Source organism: Serratia sp. CY81684, assembly GCF_052166595.1.
GTDB classification, from domain to species: domain Bacteria; phylum Pseudomonadota; class Gammaproteobacteria; order Enterobacterales; family Enterobacteriaceae; genus Serratia; species Serratia nematodiphila.
Map to the genome: position 1 here is coordinate 1 of NZ_JBJNOO010000010.1, position 23,008 is coordinate 23,008.

The 23,008-nt window shown below is 60.4% G+C and carries 24 protein-coding genes and 1 tRNA gene; 4 read left to right on the plus strand and 21 right to left on the minus strand.

Annotated elements, in window-relative coordinates; genetic code table 11:
* Nucleotides 1-75 precede the first annotated feature (75 nt).
* Together ACJ8QF_RS23700 and ACJ8QF_RS23705 are read left to right on the plus strand one after the other, a co-directional pair.
* Nucleotides 76-630 (plus strand): 3'-5' exonuclease, encoded by a 555-nt coding sequence (locus ACJ8QF_RS23700; RefSeq protein ID WP_442537914.1) that lies wholly within the window; start codon nucleotides 76-78, stop codon nucleotides 628-630.
* A gap of 1 nt (nucleotide 631) precedes the next feature.
* Nucleotides 632-1,738, plus strand: a complete 1,107-nt coding sequence (locus ACJ8QF_RS23705) for an SAVED domain-containing protein (RefSeq protein ID WP_442537903.1) — start codon at nucleotides 632-634, stop codon at nucleotides 1,736-1,738.
* Between the two features lie 218 nt (nucleotides 1,739-1,956).
* Here the strand turns inward: ACJ8QF_RS23705 and ACJ8QF_RS23710 are convergent, their stop codons facing one another.
* From ACJ8QF_RS23710 to gpt, 13 genes are all read right to left on the minus strand, one after another.
* Nucleotides 1,957-4,290, minus strand: coding sequence for a primase-helicase zinc-binding domain-containing protein (locus ACJ8QF_RS23710; RefSeq protein ID WP_442537904.1), 2,334 nt, complete (start codon nucleotides 4,288-4,290; stop codon nucleotides 1,957-1,959).
* Between the two features lie 11 nt (nucleotides 4,291-4,301).
* Nucleotides 4,302-4,637, minus strand: coding sequence for a DUF5375 family protein (locus ACJ8QF_RS23715; protein ID WP_043147841.1), 336 nt, complete (start codon nucleotides 4,635-4,637; stop codon nucleotides 4,302-4,304).
* Entirely contained in the window at nucleotides 4,634-4,897 is a 264-nt protein-coding gene (locus ACJ8QF_RS23720) for a hypothetical protein (protein WP_055313842.1), read from the minus strand. Before ACJ8QF_RS23720 ends, ACJ8QF_RS23715 begins: the two co-directional genes overlap by 4 nt.
* Entirely contained in the window at nucleotides 4,894-5,436 is a 543-nt protein-coding gene (locus ACJ8QF_RS23725) for a host cell division inhibitor Icd-like protein (protein WP_442537905.1), read from the minus strand. Before ACJ8QF_RS23725 ends, ACJ8QF_RS23720 begins: the two co-directional genes overlap by 4 nt.
* The gene (locus ACJ8QF_RS23730; protein WP_442537906.1) at nucleotides 5,423-5,635 is read right to left on the minus strand and encodes a hypothetical protein; all 213 of its coding nucleotides are present in this window, start codon (nucleotides 5,633-5,635) and stop codon (nucleotides 5,423-5,425) included. Before ACJ8QF_RS23730 ends, ACJ8QF_RS23725 begins: the two co-directional genes overlap by 14 nt.
* Entirely contained in the window at nucleotides 5,626-5,898 is a 273-nt protein-coding gene (locus ACJ8QF_RS23735; protein ID WP_442537907.1) for a helix-turn-helix transcriptional regulator, read from the minus strand. The genes ACJ8QF_RS23730 and ACJ8QF_RS23735 overlap by 10 nt, the downstream gene beginning before the upstream one ends.
* A gap of 773 nt (nucleotides 5,899-6,671) precedes the next feature.
* On the minus strand, nucleotides 6,672-7,847 hold the full coding sequence (locus ACJ8QF_RS23740) for a tyrosine-type recombinase/integrase (protein WP_442537908.1): 1,176 nt from the start codon (nucleotides 7,845-7,847) through the stop codon (nucleotides 6,672-6,674).
* A 162-nt stretch (nucleotides 7,848-8,009) separates the two neighbouring features.
* Nucleotides 8,010-8,085: transfer RNA gene (locus ACJ8QF_RS23745), tRNA-Thr, on the minus strand.
* A gap of 191 nt (nucleotides 8,086-8,276) precedes the next feature.
* Nucleotides 8,277-9,530, minus strand: coding sequence for a glutamate-5-semialdehyde dehydrogenase (proA, locus tag ACJ8QF_RS23750; RefSeq protein WP_019454296.1), 1,254 nt, complete (start codon nucleotides 9,528-9,530; stop codon nucleotides 8,277-8,279).
* Nucleotides 9,531-9,539: 9 nt separating this feature from the next.
* On the minus strand, nucleotides 9,540-10,643 hold the full coding sequence (gene proB / locus ACJ8QF_RS23755) for a glutamate 5-kinase (protein ID WP_033634090.1): 1,104 nt from the start codon (nucleotides 10,641-10,643) through the stop codon (nucleotides 9,540-9,542).
* Between the two features lie 116 nt (nucleotides 10,644-10,759).
* Nucleotides 10,760-11,161, minus strand: coding sequence for a sigma factor-binding protein Crl (crl, locus tag ACJ8QF_RS23760; protein WP_004930258.1), 402 nt, complete (start codon nucleotides 11,159-11,161; stop codon nucleotides 10,760-10,762).
* Between the two features lie 60 nt (nucleotides 11,162-11,221).
* Nucleotides 11,222-12,469 carry an esterase FrsA gene (frsA, locus tag ACJ8QF_RS23765; RefSeq protein WP_015376737.1) on the minus strand — a complete coding sequence of 416 codons (1,248 nt, stop codon included), beginning with the start codon at nucleotides 12,467-12,469 and terminating at the stop codon, nucleotides 11,222-11,224.
* Nucleotides 12,470-12,772: 303 nt separating this feature from the next.
* Nucleotides 12,773-13,231, minus strand: a complete 459-nt coding sequence (gene gpt, locus ACJ8QF_RS23770; protein ID WP_004930253.1) for a xanthine phosphoribosyltransferase — start codon at nucleotides 13,229-13,231, stop codon at nucleotides 12,773-12,775.
* A 339-nt stretch (nucleotides 13,232-13,570) separates the two neighbouring features.
* Here gpt and pepD point away from each other — a divergent pair, with 339 nt between their 5' ends.
* Entirely contained in the window at nucleotides 13,571-15,031 is a 1,461-nt protein-coding gene (gene pepD, locus ACJ8QF_RS23775; RefSeq protein WP_442537909.1) for a beta-Ala-His dipeptidase, read from the plus strand.
* Between the two features lie 42 nt (nucleotides 15,032-15,073).
* On the opposite strand, the gene dinB is transcribed toward pepD, so the two are convergent.
* Nucleotides 15,074-16,135: a DNA polymerase IV gene (gene dinB / locus ACJ8QF_RS23780; protein ID WP_019454302.1), complete on the minus strand. Its 1,062-nt coding sequence runs from the start codon at nucleotides 16,133-16,135 to the stop codon at nucleotides 15,074-15,076.
* A gap of 183 nt (nucleotides 16,136-16,318) precedes the next feature.
* On the opposite strand from dinB, the gene ACJ8QF_RS23785 reads away from it, so the two are divergent.
* Nucleotides 16,319-17,215 carry a glycerophosphodiester phosphodiesterase family protein gene (locus tag ACJ8QF_RS23785; RefSeq protein ID WP_131165497.1) on the plus strand — a complete coding sequence of 299 codons (897 nt, stop codon included), beginning with the start codon at nucleotides 16,319-16,321 and terminating at the stop codon, nucleotides 17,213-17,215.
* Between the two features lie 32 nt (nucleotides 17,216-17,247).
* On the opposite strand, the gene nqrM is transcribed toward ACJ8QF_RS23785, so the two are convergent.
* From nqrM to ACJ8QF_RS23820, 7 genes are read right to left on the minus strand one after another with little or no spacing between them, the layout of a single operon-like run.
* A complete protein-coding gene (nqrM, locus tag ACJ8QF_RS23790; RefSeq protein ID WP_004930244.1) occupies nucleotides 17,248-17,475 on the minus strand; it encodes a (Na+)-NQR maturation NqrM in 228 nt (75 codons plus the stop codon).
* Nucleotides 17,476-17,482: 7 nt separating this feature from the next.
* On the minus strand, nucleotides 17,483-18,532 hold the full coding sequence (locus tag ACJ8QF_RS23795) for an FAD:protein FMN transferase (RefSeq protein WP_351110117.1): 1,050 nt from the start codon (nucleotides 18,530-18,532) through the stop codon (nucleotides 17,483-17,485).
* Entirely contained in the window at nucleotides 18,516-19,739 is a 1,224-nt protein-coding gene (gene nqrF / locus ACJ8QF_RS23800) for an NADH:ubiquinone reductase (Na(+)-transporting) subunit F (RefSeq protein WP_033634097.1), read from the minus strand. The genes ACJ8QF_RS23795 and nqrF overlap by 17 nt, the downstream gene beginning before the upstream one ends.
* 15 nt (nucleotides 19,740-19,754) lie before the next feature.
* On the minus strand, nucleotides 19,755-20,351 hold the full coding sequence (gene nqrE / locus ACJ8QF_RS23805) for an NADH:ubiquinone reductase (Na(+)-transporting) subunit E (protein ID WP_015376732.1): 597 nt from the start codon (nucleotides 20,349-20,351) through the stop codon (nucleotides 19,755-19,757).
* Nucleotides 20,352-20,357: 6 nt separating this feature from the next.
* Entirely contained in the window at nucleotides 20,358-20,987 is a 630-nt protein-coding gene (locus ACJ8QF_RS23810) for an NADH:ubiquinone reductase (Na(+)-transporting) subunit D (RefSeq protein WP_004930232.1), read from the minus strand.
* Nucleotides 20,980-21,774: a Na(+)-translocating NADH-quinone reductase subunit C gene (locus ACJ8QF_RS23815; protein WP_004930230.1), complete on the minus strand. Its 795-nt coding sequence runs from the start codon at nucleotides 21,772-21,774 to the stop codon at nucleotides 20,980-20,982. Before ACJ8QF_RS23815 ends, ACJ8QF_RS23810 begins: the two co-directional genes overlap by 8 nt.
* Nucleotides 21,764-23,005 (minus strand): NADH:ubiquinone reductase (Na(+)-transporting) subunit B, encoded by a 1,242-nt coding sequence (locus ACJ8QF_RS23820; RefSeq protein ID WP_044031889.1) that lies wholly within the window; start codon nucleotides 23,003-23,005, stop codon nucleotides 21,764-21,766. Before ACJ8QF_RS23820 ends, ACJ8QF_RS23815 begins: the two co-directional genes overlap by 11 nt.
* Nucleotides 23,006-23,008: the final 3 nt, after the last annotated feature.

The window sequence follows — 23,008 nt, forward strand, 5'->3', positions numbered from 1 at the left end:
TTTATTTTGAACAGTGGCTGCGCACCCGCGACTGGGAAGGCGGCGGCAAGCACCCACGCACCAGCGAGGTTAAAAATGAGCGTTGAACATGAAGGCTTTATCTCGGTCGATATTGAAACCGCCGGGCCCATACCCGGCGTGTGCAGCCTGCTCTCCATCGGCGCCTGCGTCATCGACCGCCCGGCGGAACGCTTTTACATTGAAGTGCAGCCGCTGAATCTGCATTACGAGCCTGAGGCGCTGGCCGTCACCGGTTTCAATCTGCAGACCCAAATAATGCGCGGCATCGACCCGAAAGAGGCCATGCAACAATTTGCCCACTGGGTAACTTCCGTCACCGACGCCACGAGCAAACCGATTTTTGTCGGTTTCAATGCGGCGTTCGACTGGTCATTCATCAATTACTACTTTCACGTTTATCTCGGTCATAACCCGTTTGGCTTTGCCGCCCTCGATATCAAAGCCCTGTACATGGGCGCCACCGGCTGCGACTGGCAGAACACCCGCTCCAGCCGTATCGACGCCCGATTTAATCTCAAAAACCACGGCAGCCACAACGCGCTGGATGACGCGCTGTATCAGGCTGAGATGTTTGTGAAAATCAACGCATACATGAGGGAAAAGCACTGACATGGAAACGGTAAAATACATTCTGATTAAGCTGGTCGACTGGAAAACGCGCCAACGGAAAATCCAGTACCTCATCATGCTGCTCGGCGCCGGGATCCTGAGTGTGAATAACTCGCTGGGAAAGGCATTAACGCTGGAGAAAGGCGATGCCCGCTTCTCGCTGACCATGTCCGAGGGGAATGCCATCTCGGACTCTGCTGTCACGTTTGTGGCGGCTTTTATCATTCTGGGGGGATTTGTCTGGCTGCTGGTCGACGCCTACCGGGAGGCTAAAATCACGGTGCGCAAAAAGGGGGTAGTTATCGAAGGGAGAGCGCTGCGGAAAGTCGCGACAACGCCGCTGCATAAAACGGTCTCCCGTCATTTCAACGGAAAGATAGATGCATTAACCCTCGATATGACGCAGCGGATGCGGGATGGCGCAATCAGTCACCCGGAGGAGGCCTTTGACGACAATATCAGCACGCTGGCCAGCAATATCGCCACCCGGATTGACGGTATCGACCATCAGGACCTGACGCTGGTATATGGCGGGCAATTGCCGGTTCCGTTCACCTTCTACATTGGCGCCATTCTCGATGACAATGGCCCGGTCGGCGTCTATGACTGGGACAGAGCGCAAGAGGCCTGGCGGTTGATTGACAACAAGGCCGATGATGACCGCGCCAATTTTACCCTGATGGAAAGCCTCGTCACCTCAACGGCCAAAGATGTGGTGCTGGCGGTCTCGGTGTCCTACCAGGCCGACATTACGGCCATACGCCAAACCTTCCCCGCCTACCCGCTGTCGCATCTCTCGCTGAGCTCCACAACGCTCGGTAATCACTGGTCGCTTTCCAAACAAACCCGGCTGGCGCTGCAATTTATCGAACAGGTCAAAATGCTGACGGCGTGCGGCGCCGAACGCATCCACGTGATTTTGGCCGCTCCCAGCAGCATTGCGCTCAATTTCGGCCGCCGTTATGACCACCGCAATCTGGCGCAACTCATTGTTTATCAGTATGAGAAAGAACAGCAACCGGCCTATCCCTGGGGGGTGGTGATGCCGACGCAGGGGCAACGCCGGGGCGCGGTGGTTAAGCCTCCCACCGTTCCCTCATCCGACTGACTGTCGGACTGGGGCGAAACAAGGATATAAAAAACCGGCCTGAGCCGGTTTGGGAGCGCTTGTCATTATTAGGTCGGCCGTAGAACGGTCGGGGTAATGCCCTGGTGTTGCTGCGTATTTTCACTGTCACTATAGGCGGTGCGATGATTGAGCGTCCAATGGGTTCGGCAGATCAATAAGGGGCGATTGATCGGCCCGGCCGATCGTCCTGCTCATCGTCACACCGCCCCGCATTTCGGCAGCCAGTCCGCTTCGCACTCTTCGCTCAATACCACATTGGTTTGCATCCCCAGCCGGGTTTTACGCTTGAGCAGGGTTTTCTCATACTCTCTCAGCGTCTGCGGTACCGCCAGGCCAAAGGCCGTCAGGTTCATCACGTGCTGATAGCCCCGTGCCGCCATAAACGACAGGTAGGCGTGATACAGGTAGCGACGCGGATTGGCCGGTGTGATGTTGGCATTGCCTATCATCATGCCTTCTGCGGTGCCGAGCACCGTCAGGTAGCCACAAAAATCAACCAGCGGGTCGGCCTGGCGTTTGATGGTCAGCGCCTCGTCCGAGCTTTGCTGCGCCTGGAGCAGGGTGCGGGCCTCGTTCGGGTTGGCAAAGCGCTGCATCAGGTGACGCACAATCACCGCCAGCTCCTGGGTGATTTTGTCCAGCAGCTGCGGGTCGCGCTCGGCCAGCGGTATTGCGTCCGGGAAAGTGATAATTACCCGCCGCCGGGAGACGCCGCCGCTGCGGTCGCTGAACTGCATCGGGTTGTTGTTCACCGCCAGTATCACCGCCGGGATGTGCGCCGCGTAGGCGTCGCGGTATTTGGGGTCGATGGCGACCGCATCGCCGCCGGTGATGGCCTTGATGCCCGCACCGTCACCGCTCCACTTTTCCTGGTCGGGCAGGATAATCAGCGAGTAACCGACCACGCTGGCACGCTCGCGCGCCGACTCCAGGTTATCGATGGTGGCGGAGGTGGTGTTGTCGGCACCGGCCAGCAGCCGGGCGATGGCCGCCATTACGCTCTTGCCACTGCCGCCGGGGCCGGTCACTTCGAGGAACAGCTGCCAGTCGTAGCGGTTGGCCAGCACCATAAAGAGTGCCGCGAGAATGCGCTCCTGCTTGTCGTGATTGCCCCCGGCAGCCCGCGTCAGCCACTGCCAGAAGTGCGGCGCATGGTCGGCCAGGTTCTCCCCGGCGCGCGGCAGCGTGTAGTCCACGCTGTTGACGGTGCGCAGCCAGTGTTCCTGGCGGTGGGCGCTGAACTGCCCGCTCACAGTATCGAATACCCCGTTACGAAAGCCAATCAACCGGCGGGCCGGGTCACCCATCTGCGGCACCATCAGCTTGAGGGTATCCAAAATGCTGTTGATACCGGCGGCGGAGAACGGCGCACGTACCTTCTGGAACAGCGCGGCAATCTCCCGGCTCAATTGCCGGTGCGGTAGCACCTGCCAGGCGCCGCGCGTATAGCGGCAGAGTTCTTCCCCCACCGGCGGCACCGCCAGGGTGTTGCCGTAGTGCTCGGCCAACAGCTCGGCTTTCTCGCTGGCACTCATGGCTTTCAAATCGGCATCGCTCAGCGTGTCGAACGGGCTCGCCTGCGGTGGCTGACTGAACGCCTGGAGCTGCGCGCGTGTGGCGTCTGCTCCTTCCCTGTCATAAATGTCGTTCCAGTCGCCTTCCGTGGGCGGCTGCGCCGGGATACCGCCGCTGCGTGTGGCCGCCTCGGCGGCGCGGGTCTGCCCGGTGCCACTGCGGTCATTATCGGCCGCCAGCAGCAGCCGCGCATCCGGGTAATGGCTGCGTACCTGCTCCGCCACCGCCGCCAGGTTATTGGCGCTGAGCGCCACGCACACCGTCTCACCGGTCAGGCAATGCACGGTGAGGCCGGTGGCGTAGCCTTCAGTGAGCCAGATAACCGCGTTGTCCGGGCCGCTCAGGGTGTGGCAGGCGGCTTTCACCTGCCCGCCTGCCAGCATGCGTTTGTCCCCGCTGGCGTTAATCAGCTGCACATTGACCACCTCGCCCCCGGCATTATGCAGCGGCAACAGCAGGTCGCCGGGCTGGAAGGTGATACCGCCAACGCGCAGCGGTTGGCCGTGCAGAGTCAGGGTTTCTGCCTCCGGCCAGCCTTTGGCGGTCAGGTAGGCGTTGCCGGTCTGGGGCTGCGCGGCAGCTACCAGAGCCTGTGCCTGTCGCGCGGCCTTGTGCTGGGCCTCGGCTTTGTCTCGTGGTGAATGACCGGCCTCAGCGGCCGGTGGTAAAGTGCTGGCATTATCCCCCATCACGGCGGCCACCTGTTCGGCGGCGGCCTTTGCTGACAGTGACAGGGCTTTTTCCACCAGATTGAGGCCGTCACCGGCCCCGCACTGATTGCAGAACCAAGTGCCTCGCCCGTCCTGGTTGTCGAAACGGAAGCGGTCTTTACCGCCGCAGGTCGGGCACGGCTGCGGCTTACCGTTCGGCTGCAAGGCGATACCGAGGGCCGGGAGTATCACCGGCCAGTGGCCGGTGGCGGTGCGTACGGTCTGGGAAACGAACTGGGTGCTCATCCTTTCTCTCCTCAGTGTACGGTGGCGTTCTGCGATGCCGACAGGCGCTCGCAGCACAGCTCGTCCATCATCTTTTGCCCCAGCGCGGTCAGGCGCGGCGCAGCCACCAGAACGTCCGGCTGCACCATGTCGCTCAGCATGGTGCACGCCATGTCCATGCCGTCCTCTGCGCCGTACTGACGCACAAAGTGCCCCTCCAGGCGCAAGGCAATCGTCATCTGCAGCTCGTCCAGCGTGTACCCGAGGCTCACCCGGTAAAAGGCGCAGGTATCCAGATAGGCTTGCGCCACGGCGCGGCGGAAAACGGCGGTACGGACTTCAATCGGTAAACAGGATGCAGTGTTCATGCGGCGGTGGCCTCCATGCGGGCAAGGATTTGGGTTTCACAGGTGTTGACGACGTGGCCGAGCTGGTCGGTCAGCAAGGCAATGACCGAAGCAAACGATGCCTGTTGCGCGGCGTCGGGGCGCTGCCCGCCGAGGTCGAGGGTGTCCAGCAGGTCAAGGAACAGCACGCCGGTGGCGTGCGCATGCTGGAGACGCAGAAAATCGGCGTGTGGAATAGGGTAATGGGTGTCGCGGTAGTAGCGGTCGGCCAGGGTGTTCATGCTGCCGCCTTAACCGGCAGACGACCGGCAAAGGACAACACGTAATCACGGGCCAGTACGCGGCGGGCGTTGCGTTCGCTATCCGCCACGGTGCGCACGATGCGCGGTGAAGCCGTCAGCGCAGAACGGCGCACGGCCGCAAACAGAAAGCAGAATGTCGGGTGAGTCGGGGTGAGGGTCGTAGCCATGGTGGCAGCCTCCAATAAGTATTGGTTATTGCTACCACAGAAGTTCTCACGCAAGGGTGGTAGCCCAGACGGGGGTGAGAAACCGGCCTTATTGGAAACCGGCCAGCCCGAAGGCTGCCCCGCCTGAGCCACCATTGATTGACTGCTGCGGTAGAATAACATCCACCGCGCAAAAAATGAGCGCACTAAGGCCACGACATAAAAAAACACGCCTGGCGCGTGTTGTGTCGCCAATAAGTAACTCGGGTTCTCACGCCCGGCTGCCGATTTTGCGGCAGCGGGAGGACTATAGCGCAAGGCCGGACAGGGGGGCAAGCCGTAAGACGCCTCCGGACGTTCAATCGATCGCATTGTGATCAGCCACTTCGTCAGCACAGATACGACGCAACTCTGTCTGCCGGTTCGTCAGGCAAATCACACCGTGTTTTTCACTGCGATGTTCAGGCAAGACAATATCCGGGTGCTTGCGCTGCAACAAGATGGCTTCGGCCACAAACAAGGCGTCGTTGCCGCTCAGGGTAAAACAGTGTCGACCGAGGGTTAACTGCATCTCTCAGCGCTCCCCTGATGACGGTTGGCGATACGTTCTTCCATCCACTGCTCGACCTCGGAGGCTAGCCAGGCGACATTTTTACCCCCGAGGGAAACTTGTACCGGAAACTGCTTGCGGCTCATCATCTCGTAGACGGTGGAGCGGGACAGACCAGTGGTGTAGAGCACTTCCGGCAGGCGGATAAAGCGCTCGCGCGGGGTGTAGCCGTTCTGAAGCACCGGCGACGGGGTGGATGGGGTGGGGTTGGAAACGATCAACATAAAACGCTACCTCTTTGTGTCCGGTCAACGCTGGCCGGGACTATGTGAACTTCGGTAGCGCCCTATTATGTGAATATTTACCGGAGTGGCAACAAGGCGTTGTTGTGTGGTGGGACAGCTTTTATGCTTATTTTTCAACCAAAAGGGCATATAGGTTAATATTGACCTTTATTGGCAAACCTAAAAAATAAACGAGCCATGAATAGCCGTTTATTAATAGGCAGAAACAGGCGTACAAGCACAACCCCAGGCTAGCCAGAGAAAAGGCCCTTCTTAGCCGAGTGAACAGCAGTGAACACCGGGTGATGAGTGAGGAATAACTCATCACAGTTTTATTTATTGATTTAACTAATTTTTTATCCAAGTGAACAGTAGTGAAGAGTTTAAAGAAGAACTAGAACCGCAAAGGTGATTTTGCAATCAATATCTGAGGCGGCCAAATAACAAAAACGCAGACGGGAAGAAAGGCGGCATAAGACCCCTATATCTGGCCTCGCTATGATGGGATAATCACGCCCGCTTCCATCACGCGCGCCCTATCCTTCCCCAAAAACAGCCTTTTTCCTGGCTAGCGAGTGTCAAAAAACGCGTGCATGCATAAGGTGCATGATTTTGCATGCAAGAAAATGCATTTTTGACTCCCTACCACACCAGCAGCGACGCGGTCTGGAGCCCCTCATGCACCTGCATGAAAAGCGACACATAAAGCGGGCAGGCGTGGCGGGGGTAGCATTGCGCGCCAGGGGGTTTTAACGATTTATTGGCGGCATTTTCTAGCGAGCAAGGCCCGCGATAAAATCGGCGTACCATTGCAGCATCTCACGGCGTTTCTCAAGGTACTGAGCGTGATTGTAAGTGCCGCGAATGGCGTTCTTGTCCACGTGGGCGAGCTGCATCTCTATCCAGGCGGTATTGAAGTCCTGCTCATGCAAAATCGTGGACATCATGTGCCTGAAGCCGTGGCCGGTGAGTCGACCGTTATAGCCGATACGCTTAAGGAGCTGGTTGATACTCGCTTCGCTCATCGGCTTGTTGACGTCATTACGGCCCGGGAAAACATAGCGATAGTTGCCCGTATAGGTTCTCAGTTCATTCAGGATGGCCACCGCCTGCGTCGATAAAGGCACGAGATGATCCCGGCGCATTTTCATGCGCTCCTGCGGAATTTCCCAAAGCGCGTTATCCAAATCAACCTCATGCCATTGCGCCATGCGCAGCTCAATACCCCTGACTCCGGTCAACATCAGTAACTTCGTCGCCAGCTGTACCAACCGACTGCCGGAGTGCATCTCCAGCGCCGCAAGAAAATCGGGGATTTCGTCAACGGATAAAAAAGGATAATGAGTAGATTTTGGGCTAATCAAAACGCTGGAGAGATCGGCGGCTGGGTTGAACTCCGCCCGCCCGGTTGCCGTGGCATATCGGAAGACCTCACCGCAGCGCTGTCTGACCTTACGCATTTTCTCAAGCGCCCCACGCGCCTCAATTTTACGAAGCACTGTGAGTAGCTCAAGCGGCTTTATCGCCGAAATGGGATGCTGTCCCAGATAGGGGAAAATATCAATGTTGAACGCGTCCATGATATCGGCCGCATACCCTGCTGACCACGTCGCCAATTTGGACTGATGCCACTCCTTCGCGATCGCTTCAAAGGTGTTCGCATTCCCGTATAGCTGCGCCAGCTTTTTCTCTTTACGAACTGTGCTGGGGTTCTGCCCCTCAGCAACTAACTTTCTGGATTCATCACGCTTTAACCGAGCATCGGCCAACGAAACGGCAGGATAGACGCCGAATGAAATCATCTTGGGCTTACCGGCAAAGCGATAACGAAAGCGCCAGCTCTTGCTGCCATTGGGTTCGACCAAAAGGGATAAGCCCAATCCATCACTCAACGTGTAAGGTTTAGGGGTAGGTTTAGCATTCCGGATTTGTAAGTTATTAAGTCGCATGTGTATAGAAATTCAAGACCGAACAGAAGTACACGCAATTCTACACACACCTGATATTGGATTCCACAGGACAGCGCCGGACAGCCACGGACATAAAACCCAATCAATGCATTGTTATTTAATATTTTTTTGGATGATTGCGGACGTTACAGGAAGAGGGGGTGGTGCCGATAATAGGAGTCGAACCTACGACCTTCGCATTACGAATGCGCTGCTCTACCAACTGAGCTATATCGGCATCGAGCCGGGCCTGCGGGGCAAGCCGGAAGTGCGTTGAACAAGGTAGACCTGTGCGTGAAATGAGTCAATAGCCCGCCGGGGCGTTTGGTCGTTTTGCAAGCAACCGCACTGCGGCACACTCAACCTTCCCCAAAAACAATCAGGGCGCAGCACGCTGCGCCCTGACCTCTTTATGACCGCAACCCGGCCTTAGCTGCGCACCAGATCGTCGCCGTAGCCGATCCACTTGTAGGTGGTCAGCGCGTCCAGACCCATCGGCCCGCGGGCGTGCAGTTTCTGGGTGCTCACCGCCACTTCTGCGCCCAGGCCGAACTGGCCGCCGTCGGTGAAGCGGGTGCTGGCGTTGACGTACACCGCCGAGGAGTCCACCGCGCGCACGAAGTGCTCGGCGCTGCTCAGCGAACGGGTGAGGATCGCGTCGGAGTGGTTGGTGCCGTGGGTGCGGATGTGGTCGATGGCCTGATCGATATCGTCCACCAGCAGCACGTTCAGATCCAGCGACAGCCATTCATCGTCGTAATCCTCCGCATTCACCGGCACCACCGTCGCCGGGCCGCCCTGCAGCAGCGGCAGCGCATTTTCCGCCGCGTGCAGCGTCACGCCCACCGCCGCCATTTTGGCGCTCAGCGCCGGCAGGAACTCGGCGGCGATGCTGCGGTTCACCAGCAGCGTCTCCAGCGAGTTACAGGCGCTCGGGCGCTGGATCTTGGCGTTTTCAATCACCGTCAGCGCCTTGTCGAAATCAACGTCGGCATCCACGTAGGTATGGCACACGCCGATGCCGCCGGTGATCACCGGGATGGTCGATTGCTCGCGGCACAGCTTGTGCAGACCGGCGCCTCCGCGCGGGATCAGCATGTCGACATAGCGATCCAGGCGCAGCAGTTCGTTCACCAGCGCACGATCCGGGCTGTCGATCGCCTGCACCGCCGCCGCCGGCAGGCCGCACTGTTCCAGCGCCTGCTGGATCACTTTTACCGTCGCCTGGTTGGTGTTGTGCGTCTCTTTACCGCCGCGCAGGATCACCGCGTTGCCGGTTTTCAGGCACAGGCTGGCGACGTCGATGGTGACGTTCGGGCGCGCCTCGTAAATTACGCCGATCACGCCGAGCGGCACCCGGCGGCGCTCCAGCTTCAGCCCGCTGTCCAGCAGGTTACCGTCCAACACGTGGCCGACCGGATCGTTCAGGCGGCACACCTGGCGCACGTCGTTGGCGATCGCCGCCAGCCGCGCCGGGGTCAACAGCAGGCGATCGAGCAGCGCTTCGCTCATGCCGGTGGCGCGCGCCTGCGCCATATCTTGTTCGTTCGCCAACAGGATCGCTTCGCTGTTGGCTTCCAGCCTGTCGGCCATCACCGACAGCACCTGATTCTTCTTCGCCGTGCTCAGCACCGCCAGCTGCCAGGAGGCCTGCTTGGCGGCCTTCCCCATCTGCTCCAGCATGCTCACTCCTTAACTGACAATCATATCGTCGCGGTGCACTGCCACCGGACCGTATTCATAACCGAGGATTTCGGTGATTTCCTGCGAGTGGTGCCCGGCGATCATGCGCATCGCATCGCTGTTGTAGCGGCTGACACCGTGCGCCAGATCGCGCCCCGCCAGGTTGCGGATGCGGATCACTTCACCGCGCGAGAAGTCGCCCTTCACTTCGCGGATGCCTTTCGGCAGCAGCGAGCTGCCGCGCGCCATCATCGCTTCCACCGCGCCGTCGTCGACGGTGATCTCACCGGCCGGCGGCGCGCCGAAGATCCAGCGCTTGCGGTTTTCCAGCGGGGTTTCCAGCGCGTGGAAACGGGTGCCCACCGGTTTGCCTTCGATCACATCCGCCACCACGCCCGGCTTGCTGCCCGCGGCGATCACCACGTCGATGCCGGCGCGGCAGGCCACGTCGGCCGCCTGCAGCTTGGTGCCCATGCCGCCGGTGCCCAGACCGGAGACGCTGTCGCCGGCGATGGCGCGCAGCGCGTCGTCGATGCCGTGCACTTCACGGATCAGTTCGGCCTGCGGGTTGTTGCGCGGATCGGCGGTGTAGAGGCCCTGCTGATCGGTCAGCAGCAGCAGTTTGTCGGCCCCGGCCAGAATGGCCGCCAGCGCCGACAGGTTATCGTTGTCGCCCACTTTGATTTCGGCGGTGGCGACGGCGTCGTTCTCATTGATTACCGGCACGATGCGGTTGTCCAGCAGCGCCGTCATGGTGTCGCGCGCGTTAAGGAAGCGCTCGCGGTCTTCCAGATCGGCGCGCGTCAGCAGCATCTGCCCGACGTGGATGCCGTAAATGGAGAACAGCTGTTCCCACAGCTGGATCAGCCGGCTCTGCCCCACCGCCGCCAGCAGCTGCTTGGAGGCGATGGTGGCGGGCAGCTCGGGGTAGCCCAGGTGTTCGCGCCCTGCGGCGATGGCGCCGGAGGTGACGATGACGATGCGGTGGCCCGCGGCGTGTTGCTGCGCGCACTGGCGCACCAATTCGACGATGTGGGCGCGGTTCAGACGCAGCGATCCGCCGGTCAACACGCTGGTGCCCAATTTCACAACCAATGTCTGGCTGCCGTTCATAGTATTTCTGCCGTGTGTAATGATGAGAAGAAGAGTGCAAAGGTCTTTGTAACAGGAGAGACGCGTTATGCCAACAGGCACAACGCGAAATCAGCACAATACGTGGTCAAACGGGGTCAGGCGGAGAGTTTGATCAGTTTTTCTTTGAAATCATCGGCGGGTTCCAACCCCAGTTCCATGGTCGCCAGCAGTTCGCCCAGGCGGCGATGGAAGTCGCGCAGGGTGTCTTCCAGCTTGGCGTTCACTTCATCATCCTTAATGTTTTGCGCCGTCCAGTCGCCTTCCTTATCGAACAGGCCGAATTGGTACGAATAGGTGAAGCGCGCCTCTTCCGCCTGCAGCTCCATCCACCAGCCCCAGAACTCGCGCTTCTCCGGAGCGGGCTTTACATTGACGCAGACGGCCAAACAATCAAAGAAAAAACGGTCGTTTTCACATTGCCCTTCACGCAGGTACGGCCCCAAGCTGGCAAAACGTTTCATTAGTCGGCTTTTAGGGTGACCACTCGGTAACGTCATTCTCTCACCTCCTCAATGTAGACCACTCTTTTTAACAAACTGTTAAAATTTAGCAACTAATTAACGCATTTTGTCCCTCAGCCAACCGGACATCTGTAGCAACGCCCGGTGGAAGCTGTCGTAGACCGGGGTGCGCGGGATAGCGATCAGCTTGCCGCTCACCGAGGAGGTGACGATCAGCTGCGACTCCTCTTTCGGGCTGAGCGTATCGCGCTCCCAGTAGCCGGAGATCATCGGTGTCGGGCAACGGCGCCCCAGCAGCCCCTGCATTTTCAGCGAGTAGCTGTTCAGCTCCACCTTCAGCACGTTGTCCGAGGCGTTAGCCATGCCCATGCGGCTCGCCAGCACGTCCATATACATGTCCGGCACGTTCAGCTGGGTGCTGCTGTCGCACAGCAGGCGATGCACCACCGGCCCCAGGCAGGCTACGCCGCGCAGCCGCTGCGGCTCCAGGTAGGCCAATCGCACCGCCACGTTGGCGCCGAAGCGGAAGCCGAAGGCGCTCACCCGCTGATGATCCACCCACGGCACCGAGGCCAGCTGGATCAGCACCTGCTGGTGCAGGTAGCTGGAGTCCTGCGTCAGCTTCCATTTGCAGGAAGAACCGATCGACGGCATGTCGAGCGTCAGCATGGCGATGCCGTGCGGCGCCAGGTAGTCGCGGAACAGGCGATGATAGTCGGTCTGCAGCGTATCGAGGCTGCCGCACATCAGCACCGTCGGGAACGGCGCTTCGCCCTTCTCCGGCATGTGCAGGAACCCGGTGACGCTGCCGCCGCCTTCGATGCGAAACTCCAGCTCTTTCAGCTGATACGGCAGCAGCAGCGCCGCCTCTTCGTACGCACGGTTAGCCAGCATCTCCGCCTGTTCGGCCAGTTCGTCGCCCTTCAGGTGCGGGTAACCGGCGATACTGTACAGGCTCGCGGCCTTCAGCCAGTACTCGCCGCCGACCAGCGGATCCTGCTGCTCCGTCGCCCGCTGCTGCCACTGCATGCCCTGATGGATCCACTCGTAGATCCAGTTGCCGTTACGGTAGCCCACTACGGTATCCAGCCGCTGCGGATTGCTGCGCTCGGCGTCCGAGGCGGCGATGCGCGCCAACACTTCGTGGATTTCGATCGGGCTGACGCCGCGCCAGGCCCACAGCAGCGGATTCAGCATGCGGTACCAGCTGCCGGTGGTGTCACCTTCCAATGCGGAATGCATGGCGGCGCTCACTTTGTTGCGCGCGCGCAGCACCAGCGTCGAGGTTTCAGGGTGTTTGAATTTGGGCTTGAAAAGAATTTCAGAAAGGTTGGCCTGTGCCATGGTAACAACAGCCTCCGTAAATCTGGCGATAGGCCGCAACAGGCCTACTTAACTGGAGGTAGTGTACCTAACTCTGGCGGGATAAACCAAGATAACGCAAACGCCCGGCATAACCGGGCGTCGGGCGGCTGACAAAGGAGGAAAAAGCGTGGTTTTTCCTCCTTTGTGGTCAACGGCCGAAAATCAATAAATTGATTTTCCTTATTTTTTATATCTTGCCTTCGGTAAGCCTGACAACGCCATCACGTTTATCCTTAAACAAACGCCCGGCATAACCGGGCGTTGACTTGGAACTGGCTGGGCTTAGCGACCGCCGATAGGGGGAACGAAGCTGACGCCCATGTCCCACGGCTGTTCGATCCAGGTGTCCTGCGGGATGTCGATCACATAGTCGTCCACCAGTGGACGGCCCGCCGGCTTGGCGAAGATGGTGACGAAATGCGCTTTCGGGTACATGTCGCGGATCGCTTTTGCGGTGCCGCCGGTATCCACCAGATCGTCCACCACGATGAAGCCTTCACCGTCGCCTTCGGCGCGCTTGAGCACTTTCATTTCGCGCTGGTTATCATGGTCGTAGCTGGAAATGCAGACGGTATCCACATAGCGAATGCCCAGTTCGCGCGCCAGCAGGCCCGCCGGCACCAGGCCGCCGCGGCTGACGGCAATGATGCCGGTCCATTTGTCGGCAGGCAGCAGGCGGTGCGCCAGCTTGCGTGCATGTATTTGCAGCATATCCCAGGTAACAACGTATTTTTCGCTCATAGAATCGTGTCCCAGCCGGCTGGTGAAGCGGCTTACTTTATAGTTCAGGGGAAAAAAGGTTGCGCGAGATTATAGAGACTGGCCGCGTTGAATTCCAGCTGTACCGAGGAAAACCTCGCGATTTCCGCCGGGCGGCTTTTCGGTGATTGATGCTGAAAAAACGAGCGTTCCCGCCGCGAAGCCGTGTGATCAAGCGCTTAAACCGCACAATACGGGGCGCGCACCGCCGGAAATAAAGTGATATTCTCTGACGATCGTGCCACGACGCACAGATGCCCACTCACCTTAACCGCGCGGCACGCCCGTCCTGTCGGAGCCTGCCGTCACAGGAGACTTATAGTGTCTGAATTGTCTCAGCTTTCGCCACAGCCGCTGTGGGATATTTTCGCCAAGATCTGTTCTATCCCACACCCTTCTTATCATGAAGAAGCGCTGGCGCAGCACATCCTCACCTGGGCCAAAGAAAAGAACCTGCACGCCGAGCGTGATCAGGTCGGCAATATCCTGCTGCGCAAACCGGCCACCAAAGGCATGGAAAACCGCAAGCCGGTGGCGCTGCAGGCGCACCTGGACATGGTGCCGCAAAAGAATAACGACACCGTGCACGACTTCGCCAAGGATCAGATCCAGCCTTATATCGCCGGCGAGTGGGTGAAAGCGCGCGGCACCACGCTGGGCGCCGACAACGGCATCGGCATGGCCTCCGCCCTGGCGGTGCTGGCCGACGACAGCGTTGAGCACGGCCCGCTGGAAGTGCTGCTGACCATGACCGAAGAAGCGGGGATGGACGGCGCCTTCGGGCTGCAGCCGAACTGGCTGCAGGCGGACATCCTGATCAATACCGACTCCGAAGAAGAAGGCGAAATCTACATGGGTTGCGCCGGCGGTATCGACTTCATCACCACCCTGCCGCTGCAGCGCGAAGCGGTGCCGGCCGGTTACCAAACCCTGAAACTGACCCTCAAGGGCCTGAAAGGCGGCCACTCCGGCGCCGAGATCCACGTCGGTCTGGGCAACGCCAACAAACTGCTGGCGCGCTTCCTGTTCTCCCATGCGGCGGAGCTGAACCTGCGCGTGCTGGATCTGAACGGCGGCACCCTGCGCAACGCCATCCCGCGTGAAGCCTCCGCGGTGGTTGCGGTGCCGGCGGACAAGGCCGACGCGCTGAAAGCGCTGAGCCAGGAGTTCCTGGCGGTGCTGCAGAACGAACTCTCCGCCAAAGAGAAGAACATCACCGTGCTGCTGGAGCCGACCAACAGCGCTTCGCAGGCGCTGAGCGCCGACAGCCAGCAACGCTTCCTGGCGCTGCTGAACGGCACGCCGAACGGCGTGATCCGCATGAGCGACGCGGTGAAAGGCGTAGTGGAAACCTCGTTGAACGTCGGCGTGGTCACCACCAGCGAAAACGAAGCGGAAATCATCTGCCTGATCCGCTCTCTGATCGACAGCGGCAAAGATTACGTGGTCGAGATGCTGACCGCGCTGGGTCAGCTGGCCGGCGCCAAGGTGGCGCCGAAGGGCGGCTACCCGGGCTGGCAGCCGGACGCTGACTCGCCGGTGATGCACCTGGTGCGCGAGCTGTATCAGGAGCTGTTCAACAAGACGCCGAACATCATGGTGATTCACGCCGGCCTGGAATGCGGTCTGTTCAAAAAGCCGTATCCAAACATGGATATGGTATCGATCGGGCCAACCATCACCGGCCCGCACTCGCCGGATGAGCAGGTGCATATCGAAAGCGTCGGTCTGTACTGGAAGCTGCTGACCTCGCTGCTGAAAGCGATCCCTGAGCGCGCGTAATCTGCGCGCTTAACGCAAAAAGCCGGCTAATCGCCGGCTTTTTTATTCCCAAGACAGCGCCAGCTGCCGCTCCAGCTGCGGATCGAGCAGCGTCACGTGCAGCCCCACCAGCCGCACGCCGCGCCCTTCACGCCGTTCGCGCCAAGCCTGCCGCGCCACCGCCAGCAAATCCTGCTGATTCAGCACCGGGAACACGTGCTCCTGGGTGGTTTGCTGAAAATCCTGAAACTTCAGCTTCACGCCCTGCCGGGCGATGTGCAGATCCGGCTTCACCTTGCGCAGCCGCATCTCCAGCTCGGGGTAGAGTTTGTCGATAATCAGCGTTTCGCAGTCTTCCCAGTCGTGAATGTCTTCCGCCAGCGTACGCTCCACGCCCACCGATTTACGCAGCCGCTCCGCCGAGATTTCGCGCCGATCGATGCCCTGGCACCGCTCCCACAGCACCCGGCCGAACTTGCCGAAGCGCTTGAGCAGCTGCGCCAAATCGTATTGCTGCACGTCGGCGCAGGTGATAAGCCCCACTTCCTCCAGCCGTTTGGCGGTCACCTTGCCGACGCCGGGGATCTTGCTGAGCGGCAGCTGCTGCAAAAACGCCGGCACCTGCGCCGGGGTGATCACGTATTGCCCGTTCGGCTTGTTCATCTCGGAGGCGATTTTGGCGAGAAACTTGATCGGCGCGACGCCGGCCGACGCGGTCAGGTTCAGCTCGTCGGCGATCGCCTGGCGGATCTCCTGGGCGATCAGCGTCGCCGAGCCGTTGCATTGCGGGCTGTCGGTCACGTCGAGATAGGCTTCATCGAGCGACAGTGGCTCGATCAACGGAGTATAGCGGGCGAAGATTTCACGTATGTGCAGCGAAGCCTCTTTATAGGCCGCCATGCGCCCCGGCAGCAGGGTGAGATGCGGGCACAGCTTGAGCGCCATCGCCGTGGACATGGCGCTGTGCACGCCGTAGCGCCGCGCCGGGTAGTTGGCGGTGCTGATCACCCCGCGCCGATCGGCGCTGCCGCCAATCGCCAGCGGGATATCGCGCAGGCTGGGATCGTCGCGCATTTCCACCGCCGCGAAGAAGCAGTCCATATCGACATGAATGATTTTACGCATCGCACCCTCCAGTAACACTGTATAAGTATACAGTCAGATACCGAAAGCTCAAGGCCGCAGGCTTCGATGAAAGCGCCGTTTCCGTCAGATATTTCCGCGTTGTTAAAAAAGCTTAATTTTTCAATAGTATGATTTCCGCTATCCCGTGCGGCTCACCACAACGATAACGACAAGGTACCCTACATGATCAGATTTTCTCATTGGCTGCTGGCTTCCGCGCTGTCGCTGAGCGCGCTGGCGGCCAGCGCCGCCAGCGGTCACGCGCCGGCGATCGTAGCCCATCGCGGCGGCACCGCCGATGCGCCGGAAAACACCCGCATCGCCATCGAAACCGCGCTGAAAAACGGCGCCGACGCCATTTGGATCACCCTGCAAGAATCCAAAGACGGCGTCATCGTGCTGTATCGCCCCTCGGATCTGAAAACGTTGACCAACCGGCAGGGCCCGGTCTCTGCCTATACCGCCGCGCAATTGGCCGAGACCGATGCCGGCTGGGCCTTCGCCAAAGGCGATGCGCATCCGTTCCGCGGCCAGGGCATCGGCATTCCGCGGCTGGACGAGGTGCTAAAGGCGTTCCCGCACGTCACCTTCTATCTGGACATCAAATCTCCGGACGCCGATCCGGCGCAGTTTGGCCAGGCGCTGCTGGCGACGCTGGAAAGCACCGACAGCCTGAACCGCACCCGCGTTTACTCTACCGATGCCAAATACCTGCAGGCGCTGCCGCCGGCCATCCCGCGCTTTGAAAGCCGCGACGAGACCCGCACGCTGCTGGCCAACGTCACCATGGCGCACCAGTGCGATGTCAAACCGGACAACCGGCAGCCGCGCTGGTACGGGCTGGAGCTGAAGCGTGAGGTGGAAGTGGTAGAGAAGTACACCCTCGGCGAAGGGCGCTCGAAGGCGTTTCTGACCTGGGATAAAGAGTCGATGGATTGTTTCCGCTCGCAGGGCCCGGCGCACATCATTCTGTTCGGCGTCAACACGCCGCAGGAGTATCAGCAGGCGCTGGCGCTGGGGGCCGACGGCGTGATGGTCAACTCGCCGGCCGAGGCGAAAAGCTTCCGCAAGGCGAAATAAAAAAACCCGGCCAAGGCCGGGTTTTCGCTTCGCTACAGAATGCGGTGCTTGTCCAACTGCTCGCGCCGCTGTGCCGCTTTGGCTTCGCGCTTTTTGCGCGCATCGCAAGGCTCCGGGCAGTCGCAGACTTTCTCCATGCCCAGCGCGGTGATGCCGCCGCAGCTGCCCTGCAGGCTTTTGCGTTTGAACACGTAACCCAGCGACATCCCGCCGACGATCAGCAGGAACAACACGAAGGTAGCGGCGAATACCGTCAACATAGCAACCTCACGAACGCTTTTTCAGATAGGGTTTGAACGCGTCCGAATAACGCTCCTCAAACCCGTCGGCGGTTTTCACGATCATGAACACCGGGATACCGAGCAGGTTGGCCAGCGCCATGCCGCGCTCCGGCCCCATCACGTTCAGGCCGGTGGACAGGCCGTCGGCGGTCATGCAGGTCGGGCTCAGCACGGTGATCGACACCAGCCGATGATGGATCGGCCGCCCGGTGACCGGATCGATGGTGTGCGAATAGCGCACCCCGTCCTGCTCGAAGTAGTTGCGATAGTCACCCGAGGTGGCGATCGACATCTCCCCCGGCTGGATCACCAGCTGCGCCTGCTGCTGCGCGCCGGCGGTCGGGCGCTCGATGGCGATGCGCCACGGCTTTTGCTCGCCGTTGCGCCCGCGGGTACGAACTTCACCGCCGATATCCACCATGTAGTCTTTCACGTGTTGCGATTGCAGATACTCCGCCACCACGTCCACGCCATATCCTTTGGCAATCGAAGACAGGTCGACATACAGCTCGGGGATGCTTTTCACCAGCGCGCTGCCCTGCACCGCCAGTTTATCGGCGCCGGTCCAGGCGCGGCGGTGTTCCAGTTCCGCCTCGCTCGGCACTTTGTCCGGCCGCCCTTCCGGGCCGAAACCCCATAGGTTGACCAGCGGCCCGACGGTCACGTCCAGCGCGCCATCGGTGACGCGATTGATGCGCAGCGCTTCGCGCACCACTTCGGCGGTGGCCGGCGAAACCGGGAACGGCCGGTCAATATCGCGGCTGGCGTTGAAGCGGCTTAGCTCGGAATCCGGCCGGTAGGTGGACATCTGATCGTTCACCTGTTCCAGCCGTTTGTCGATCTCCGCCTGCATCTCGCGCGCCGACGGCGTATCGTCGCCGGTCACGTAACGGATCGAATACGAGGTGCCCATGGTTTTACCCGTCAGATCCACCTGTTCCGGCCCGCAGCCGGTCAGCAGCAGGGTGGCGCTCAGCGCCACGCCCGTCAGCCAGTTCTTCGTCGCCAATGCGCGCAATTTAGCCACCAAAGTCATCCAGCATGATATTTTCGTCTTCGACGCCCAGATCTTTGAGCATCTTGATCACCGCGGCGTTCATCATCGGCGGCCCGCACATGTAAAACTCGCAGTCTTCCGGCGCCGGGTGGTTCTTCAGGTAGTTCTCCAGCAGAACATTATGGATAAAGCCGGTGTAGCCGGTCCAGTTATCTTCCGGCTGCGGATCCGACAGCGCCACGTGCCAGGTGAAGTTTTCGTTCTCCGCCTGCAGCTGGTTGAAGTCGTCTTCATAGAACATCTCGCGCAGCGAACGCGCGCCGTACCAGAAAGTGATCTTGCGCTTCGAGTTCAGACGCTTGAGCTGATCGAAGATGTGCGAGCGCATCGGCGCCATGCCCGCGCCGCCGCCGATAAAGATCATTTCGGCGTCGGTGTCCTTGGCGAAGAACTCGCCGAACGGTCCGGAGATGGTCACCTTGTCGCCCGGCTTCAGCGACCAGATATAGGAAGACATGATGCCCGGCGGCACGTCCGGATTGTTCGGCGGCGGCGTGGCGATACGCACGTTGAGCATGATGATGCCCTTTTCTTCCGGATAGTTGGCCATCGAGTAGGCGCGCACCGTGGTGTCGTTCACCGTCGAGCGGTAGCGGAACAGGTTGAACTTGTCCCAGTCGCCGCGATACTCCTGCGGCACGTCGAAGTCGGCGTAGCTGATGTCGTGCGCCGGCGCTTCGATCTGGATGAAACCGCCCGCGCGGAACGGCACGTCTTCCCCATCGGGGATCTTCAGCTTCAGCTCTTTGATAAAGGTGGCTTTGTTATCGTTGGAGATAACCTCGCACTCCCATTTCTTCACGCCGAAGATCTCTTCCGGCAGCTCGATCTTCAGGTTCTGCTTCACGTTCACCTGGCACGCCAGGCGGCAACCCTCTTTCGCTTCGCGCTTGTTGATGTGCGAGAGCTCGGTCGGCAGGATATCGCCGCCGCCCTCTTTGATCACCACCCGGCACTGGCCGCAGGAGCCGCCGCCGCCGCAGGCCGAGGAGACGAAGATCCCCTGGCTGGAGAGCACGTTGAGCAGCTTGTCGCCCGCCGGCGCATGGAAGCTCTTATCCAGATCGCCGTTGATTTCCACCGCGATGTCGCCGGTGTTCACCAGCTTCGATTTGGCGAACAGGATCAGCAACACCAGCACCATCACGATGGCGGTGAACATCGCTACGCCTAAAATAATTTCCATAAATTCTTCCCGCCTTTACAACTGAACACCGGAGAAGGACATGAAGCCCAGCGCCATCAGTCCGGTGGTGATAAAGGTAATGCCCAGGCCGCGCAGCCCTGCCGGCACGTTGGCATACTTGAGTTTTTCGCGGATCCCCGCCATGGCGACGATCGCCAGCATCCAGCCGGTGCCGGAACCGATGCCGTACACCACCGATTCGGCGAAGTTGTAGTCGCGCTGCACCATGAAGGACACGCCGCCGAAGATGGCGCAGTTCACGGTGATGAGCGGCAGGAAGATGCCGAGCGCGTTATACAGCGACGGGAAGAAGCGATCGAGGATCATCTCCAAAATCTGCACCAGCGCCGCGATCACGCCGATGAAGGTGATGAAGTTGAGGAAGCTCAGATCGACGCCTTCCACCAGCGCACCGTCGCGCAGGATCAGGTTGTAGACCAGGTTGTTCACCGGCACCGAAATGCCGAGCACGATGGTCACCGCGATGCCCAGGCCAAAGGCGGTCGAGACCTTCTTCGACACCGCCAGGAAGGTACACATCCCGAGGAAGAACGCCAGCGCCATGTTCTCGACGAACACCGCGCGCACAAACAGGCTGATATAGTGTTCCATCGGCCTTTACTCCTTTTCGATCTGCGCCGGCTTCAGGGTGCGCAGCACCCAGATCAGCAGGCCGATGATGAAGAACGCGCTCGGCGCCAGCAGGAACAGGCCGTTCGGCTGATACCAACCGCCGTTCTGCACCGTTTCCAGCACCGGCACGCCAAACAGCTTGCCGGAGCCGATCAGCTCGCGCAGGAAACCGACCAGCACCAGGATCACCCCGTAGCCCAGCCCGTTGCCGATGCCGTCCATAAAGCTCTCGATCGGCGGCGACTTCATGGCGTAGGCCTCGGCGCGCCCCATCACGATGCAGTTGGTGATGATAAGGCCAACGAACACCGACAGCTGCTTGGAGATCTCGAACGCATAGGCGCGCAGCAGCTGATCGACCACGATCACCAGCGAGGCGATGATCGCCATCTGCACGATGATGCGCACGCTGTTGGGAATATGGTGACGGATCAGCGAGATGAAGAAGCTGGAGAACGCGGTCACCAGCGTCACCGCAATGGTCATCACCACCGCCGTCTCCAGCTTGGTGGTCACCGCCAGCGCCGAACAGACGCCCAGCACCTGCAGGGCGATCGGGTTATTGTCGAACAGCGGCCCCAGCAGGACCCGCTTTATCTCTTTGGAATCAGCCATTTTTCAGCGCTCCTTCACGAACTTTTTTCAGGAACGGGCCGAAGCCGTGCTCGCCCAACCAGAAATCAAACGTATGCTGCACGCCGTTGGAGGTCAGCGTGGCGCCGGACAGGCCATCTACCCCGTGCACATCCCCCTGGCGCGCGCCGCCTTTCACCACGCGGATCGCCGGCTGGCCGTTGTCGCCGAACAGCTGCTTGCCGACCCACTGCTGGCGCCAGGACGGGTTCTCGACCTCACCGCCCAGCCCCGGCGTTTCCCCCTGGTCGTAGTAGGTGATGCCCTTGACCGTGTTGCCGTCGTTATCCAGCGCCACGAAGGCGTACATCATCGACCACAGGCCGGTGCCGTATACCGGCAGCACAATCTTGTTCACCTGGCCGCTTTCATCGCGCACCAGATAGATTTCCGCCTGGTTGCTGCGGCGCTTGATGCCGGCCGGATCGTCGCCCGCCGCCAGCGCCACGCTTTTGGCGTCGTCACGCAGCGCGGCGCCCAGATCGAACGCCGCCGCCTTGCCGGCGACAAACTCGCCGCTGTTCAGATCCACCAAACGCGGTTCGATGCGCTCGCTGTACAGGCGCTTGACCTGCTCGCTCTCCATTTTCGGCTGCAACAGGCCGGCTACGTCGAGAATATTGCGCTGCTTGTCGAGCAGCTTTTGCTCCTGCTGTTTGGACTTCAGGCCGACGGCGGAGCCCGCCACCACCACTGAACACACCAGACACAGCAGCAGCACTACCAGCAGCGTTTTACCGATGCCGTCATTTTTCGCTTCATTCGCCACGGGCTTTTCTCCGCTTGATGTTGGCCTGCACCACCAGGTAATCGAACAGCGGCGCGAACAGGTTGGCGAACAGGATCGCCAGCATCATGCCTTCCGGATAGGCGGGGTTGACTACCCTAATCAGCACGCACATCACGCCGATCAGAATGCCGTACCACCATTTCCCCTTATTGGTGAAGGAGGCGGAAACCGGGTCGGTCGCCATAAAGATCATGCCGAAGGCGAAGCCGCCCAGCACCAGATGCCAGTACCACGGCATGGCGAACATCGGGTTGGTGTCCGAACCGATGGCATTGAACAACAGGGCGGAAGCCACCATGCCGAGCATTACGCCGGCGACGATGCGCCAGGAGGCCACGCGGCCGAACAGGATAATCGCCCCGCCGATCAGGATCATCAGCGTGGACACCTCACCGATCGAGCCGGGAATGTTGCCGAGGAAAGCGTCCATCCAGCTGATGGACTGGCCGGTGGCGACGTTGCTCAGGCCGTGCGCCCCGCCCGCGCTCCACTGCGCCAGCGGCGTCGCGCCGGAGAAGCCGTCCGCGGAAGTCCACACCAGATCGCCGGAGATCTGCGCCGGATAGGCGAAGAACAGGAAGGCGCGGCCGGCCAGCGCCGGGTTGAGGAAGTTGCGCCCGGTGCCGCCGAAGATCTCTTTGGCCACCACCACGCCGAAGGTGATGCCCAGCGCGGCCTGCCACAGCGGCAGGGTCGGCGGCACGATCAGCGCGAACAGGATAGAGGTGACGAAGAAACCTTCGTTGACCTCATGCTTGCGGATAATGGCGAACAGCACTTCCCAGAAGCCGCCGACGACGAACACCACGGCGTAGATCGGCAGGAAGTAACAGGCGCCCAGCACCATCTTGCTGACCCAGCCGGCATCGGCCGCCAGCGAGGCGCCGAGCCACTGCGCCAGGCGATAATGCCAGTCGCCCGCCAGCACCTGTTGCAGCGCGTCGCCGCTGTACAGATGGTGCAGCGCCGGGATCGCCTGCTGGCCGACGTTGTACATGCCCCAGAACATCGCCGGGAACACCGCCAGCCACACCAGGATCATCATGCGTTTCAAATCGATGGCGTCGCGCACGTGCGAAGCGCCGCGCGTCACCGTGCCGGGGGTGTAAAACACCGTGGTGGTCGCTTCATACAGCGGGTACCACTTTTCCAGTTTGCCGCCCGGCGTGAAGTGATGCTCTATCTTCTCAAAATAATTCTTCAGGCCCATCGG

Excerpts from the sequence above, each read along its gene's own strand:
- gpt (WP_004930253.1), bottom strand. The coding sequence starts at position 13,231 with ATGAGCGAAAAATACGTTGTTACCTGGGATATGCTGCAAATACATGCA.
- ACJ8QF_RS23725 (WP_442537905.1), bottom strand. The coding sequence starts at position 5,436 with ATGCGATCGATTGAACGTCCGGAGGCGTCTTACGGCTTGCCCCCCTGT.
- nqrM (WP_004930244.1), bottom strand. The coding sequence starts at position 17,475 with ATGTTGACGGTATTCGCCGCTACCTTCGTGTTGTTCCTGCTGATCGTC.
- ACJ8QF_RS23785 (WP_131165497.1), top strand. The coding sequence starts at position 16,319 with ATGATCAGATTTTCTCATTGGCTGCTGGCTTCCGCGCTGTCGCTGAGC.
- ACJ8QF_RS23795 (WP_351110117.1), bottom strand. The coding sequence starts at position 18,532 with ATGACTTTGGTGGCTAAATTGCGCGCATTGGCGACGAAGAACTGGCTG.
- ACJ8QF_RS23705 (WP_442537903.1), top strand. The coding sequence starts at position 632 with ATGGAAACGGTAAAATACATTCTGATTAAGCTGGTCGACTGGAAAACG.
- proB (WP_033634090.1), bottom strand. The coding sequence starts at position 10,643 with ATGAACGGCAGCCAGACATTGGTTGTGAAATTGGGCACCAGCGTGTTG.
- ACJ8QF_RS23715 (WP_043147841.1), bottom strand. The coding sequence starts at position 4,637 with ATGAACACTGCATCCTGTTTACCGATTGAAGTCCGTACCGCCGTTTTC.
- ACJ8QF_RS23820 (WP_044031889.1), bottom strand. The coding sequence starts at position 23,005 with ATGGGCCTGAAGAATTATTTTGAGAAGATAGAGCATCACTTCACGCCG.
- ACJ8QF_RS23710 (WP_442537904.1), bottom strand. The coding sequence starts at position 4,290 with ATGAGCACCCAGTTCGTTTCCCAGACCGTACGCACCGCCACCGGCCAC.
- ACJ8QF_RS23735 (WP_442537907.1), bottom strand. The coding sequence starts at position 5,898 with ATGTTGATCGTTTCCAACCCCACCCCATCCACCCCGTCGCCGGTGCTT.
- frsA (WP_015376737.1), bottom strand. The coding sequence starts at position 12,469 with ATGGCACAGGCCAACCTTTCTGAAATTCTTTTCAAGCCCAAATTCAAA.
- ACJ8QF_RS23740 (WP_442537908.1), bottom strand. The coding sequence starts at position 7,847 with ATGCGACTTAATAACTTACAAATCCGGAATGCTAAACCTACCCCTAAA.
- ACJ8QF_RS23810 (WP_004930232.1), bottom strand. The coding sequence starts at position 20,987 with ATGGCTGATTCCAAAGAGATAAAGCGGGTCCTGCTGGGGCCGCTGTTC.
- proA (WP_019454296.1), bottom strand. The coding sequence starts at position 9,530 with ATGCTGGAGCAGATGGGGAAGGCCGCCAAGCAGGCCTCCTGGCAGCTG.
- nqrE (WP_015376732.1), bottom strand. The coding sequence starts at position 20,351 with ATGGAACACTATATCAGCCTGTTTGTGCGCGCGGTGTTCGTCGAGAAC.
- nqrF (WP_033634097.1), bottom strand. The coding sequence starts at position 19,739 with ATGGAAATTATTTTAGGCGTAGCGATGTTCACCGCCATCGTGATGGTG.
- ACJ8QF_RS23720 (WP_055313842.1), bottom strand. The coding sequence starts at position 4,897 with ATGAACACCCTGGCCGACCGCTACTACCGCGACACCCATTACCCTATT.
- ACJ8QF_RS23730 (WP_442537906.1), bottom strand. The coding sequence starts at position 5,635 with ATGCAGTTAACCCTCGGTCGACACTGTTTTACCCTGAGCGGCAACGAC.
- crl (WP_004930258.1), bottom strand. The coding sequence starts at position 11,161 with ATGACGTTACCGAGTGGTCACCCTAAAAGCCGACTAATGAAACGTTTT.
- dinB (WP_019454302.1), bottom strand. The coding sequence starts at position 16,135 with ATGCGTAAAATCATTCATGTCGATATGGACTGCTTCTTCGCGGCGGTG.
- ACJ8QF_RS23700 (WP_442537914.1), top strand. The coding sequence starts at position 76 with ATGAGCGTTGAACATGAAGGCTTTATCTCGGTCGATATTGAAACCGCC.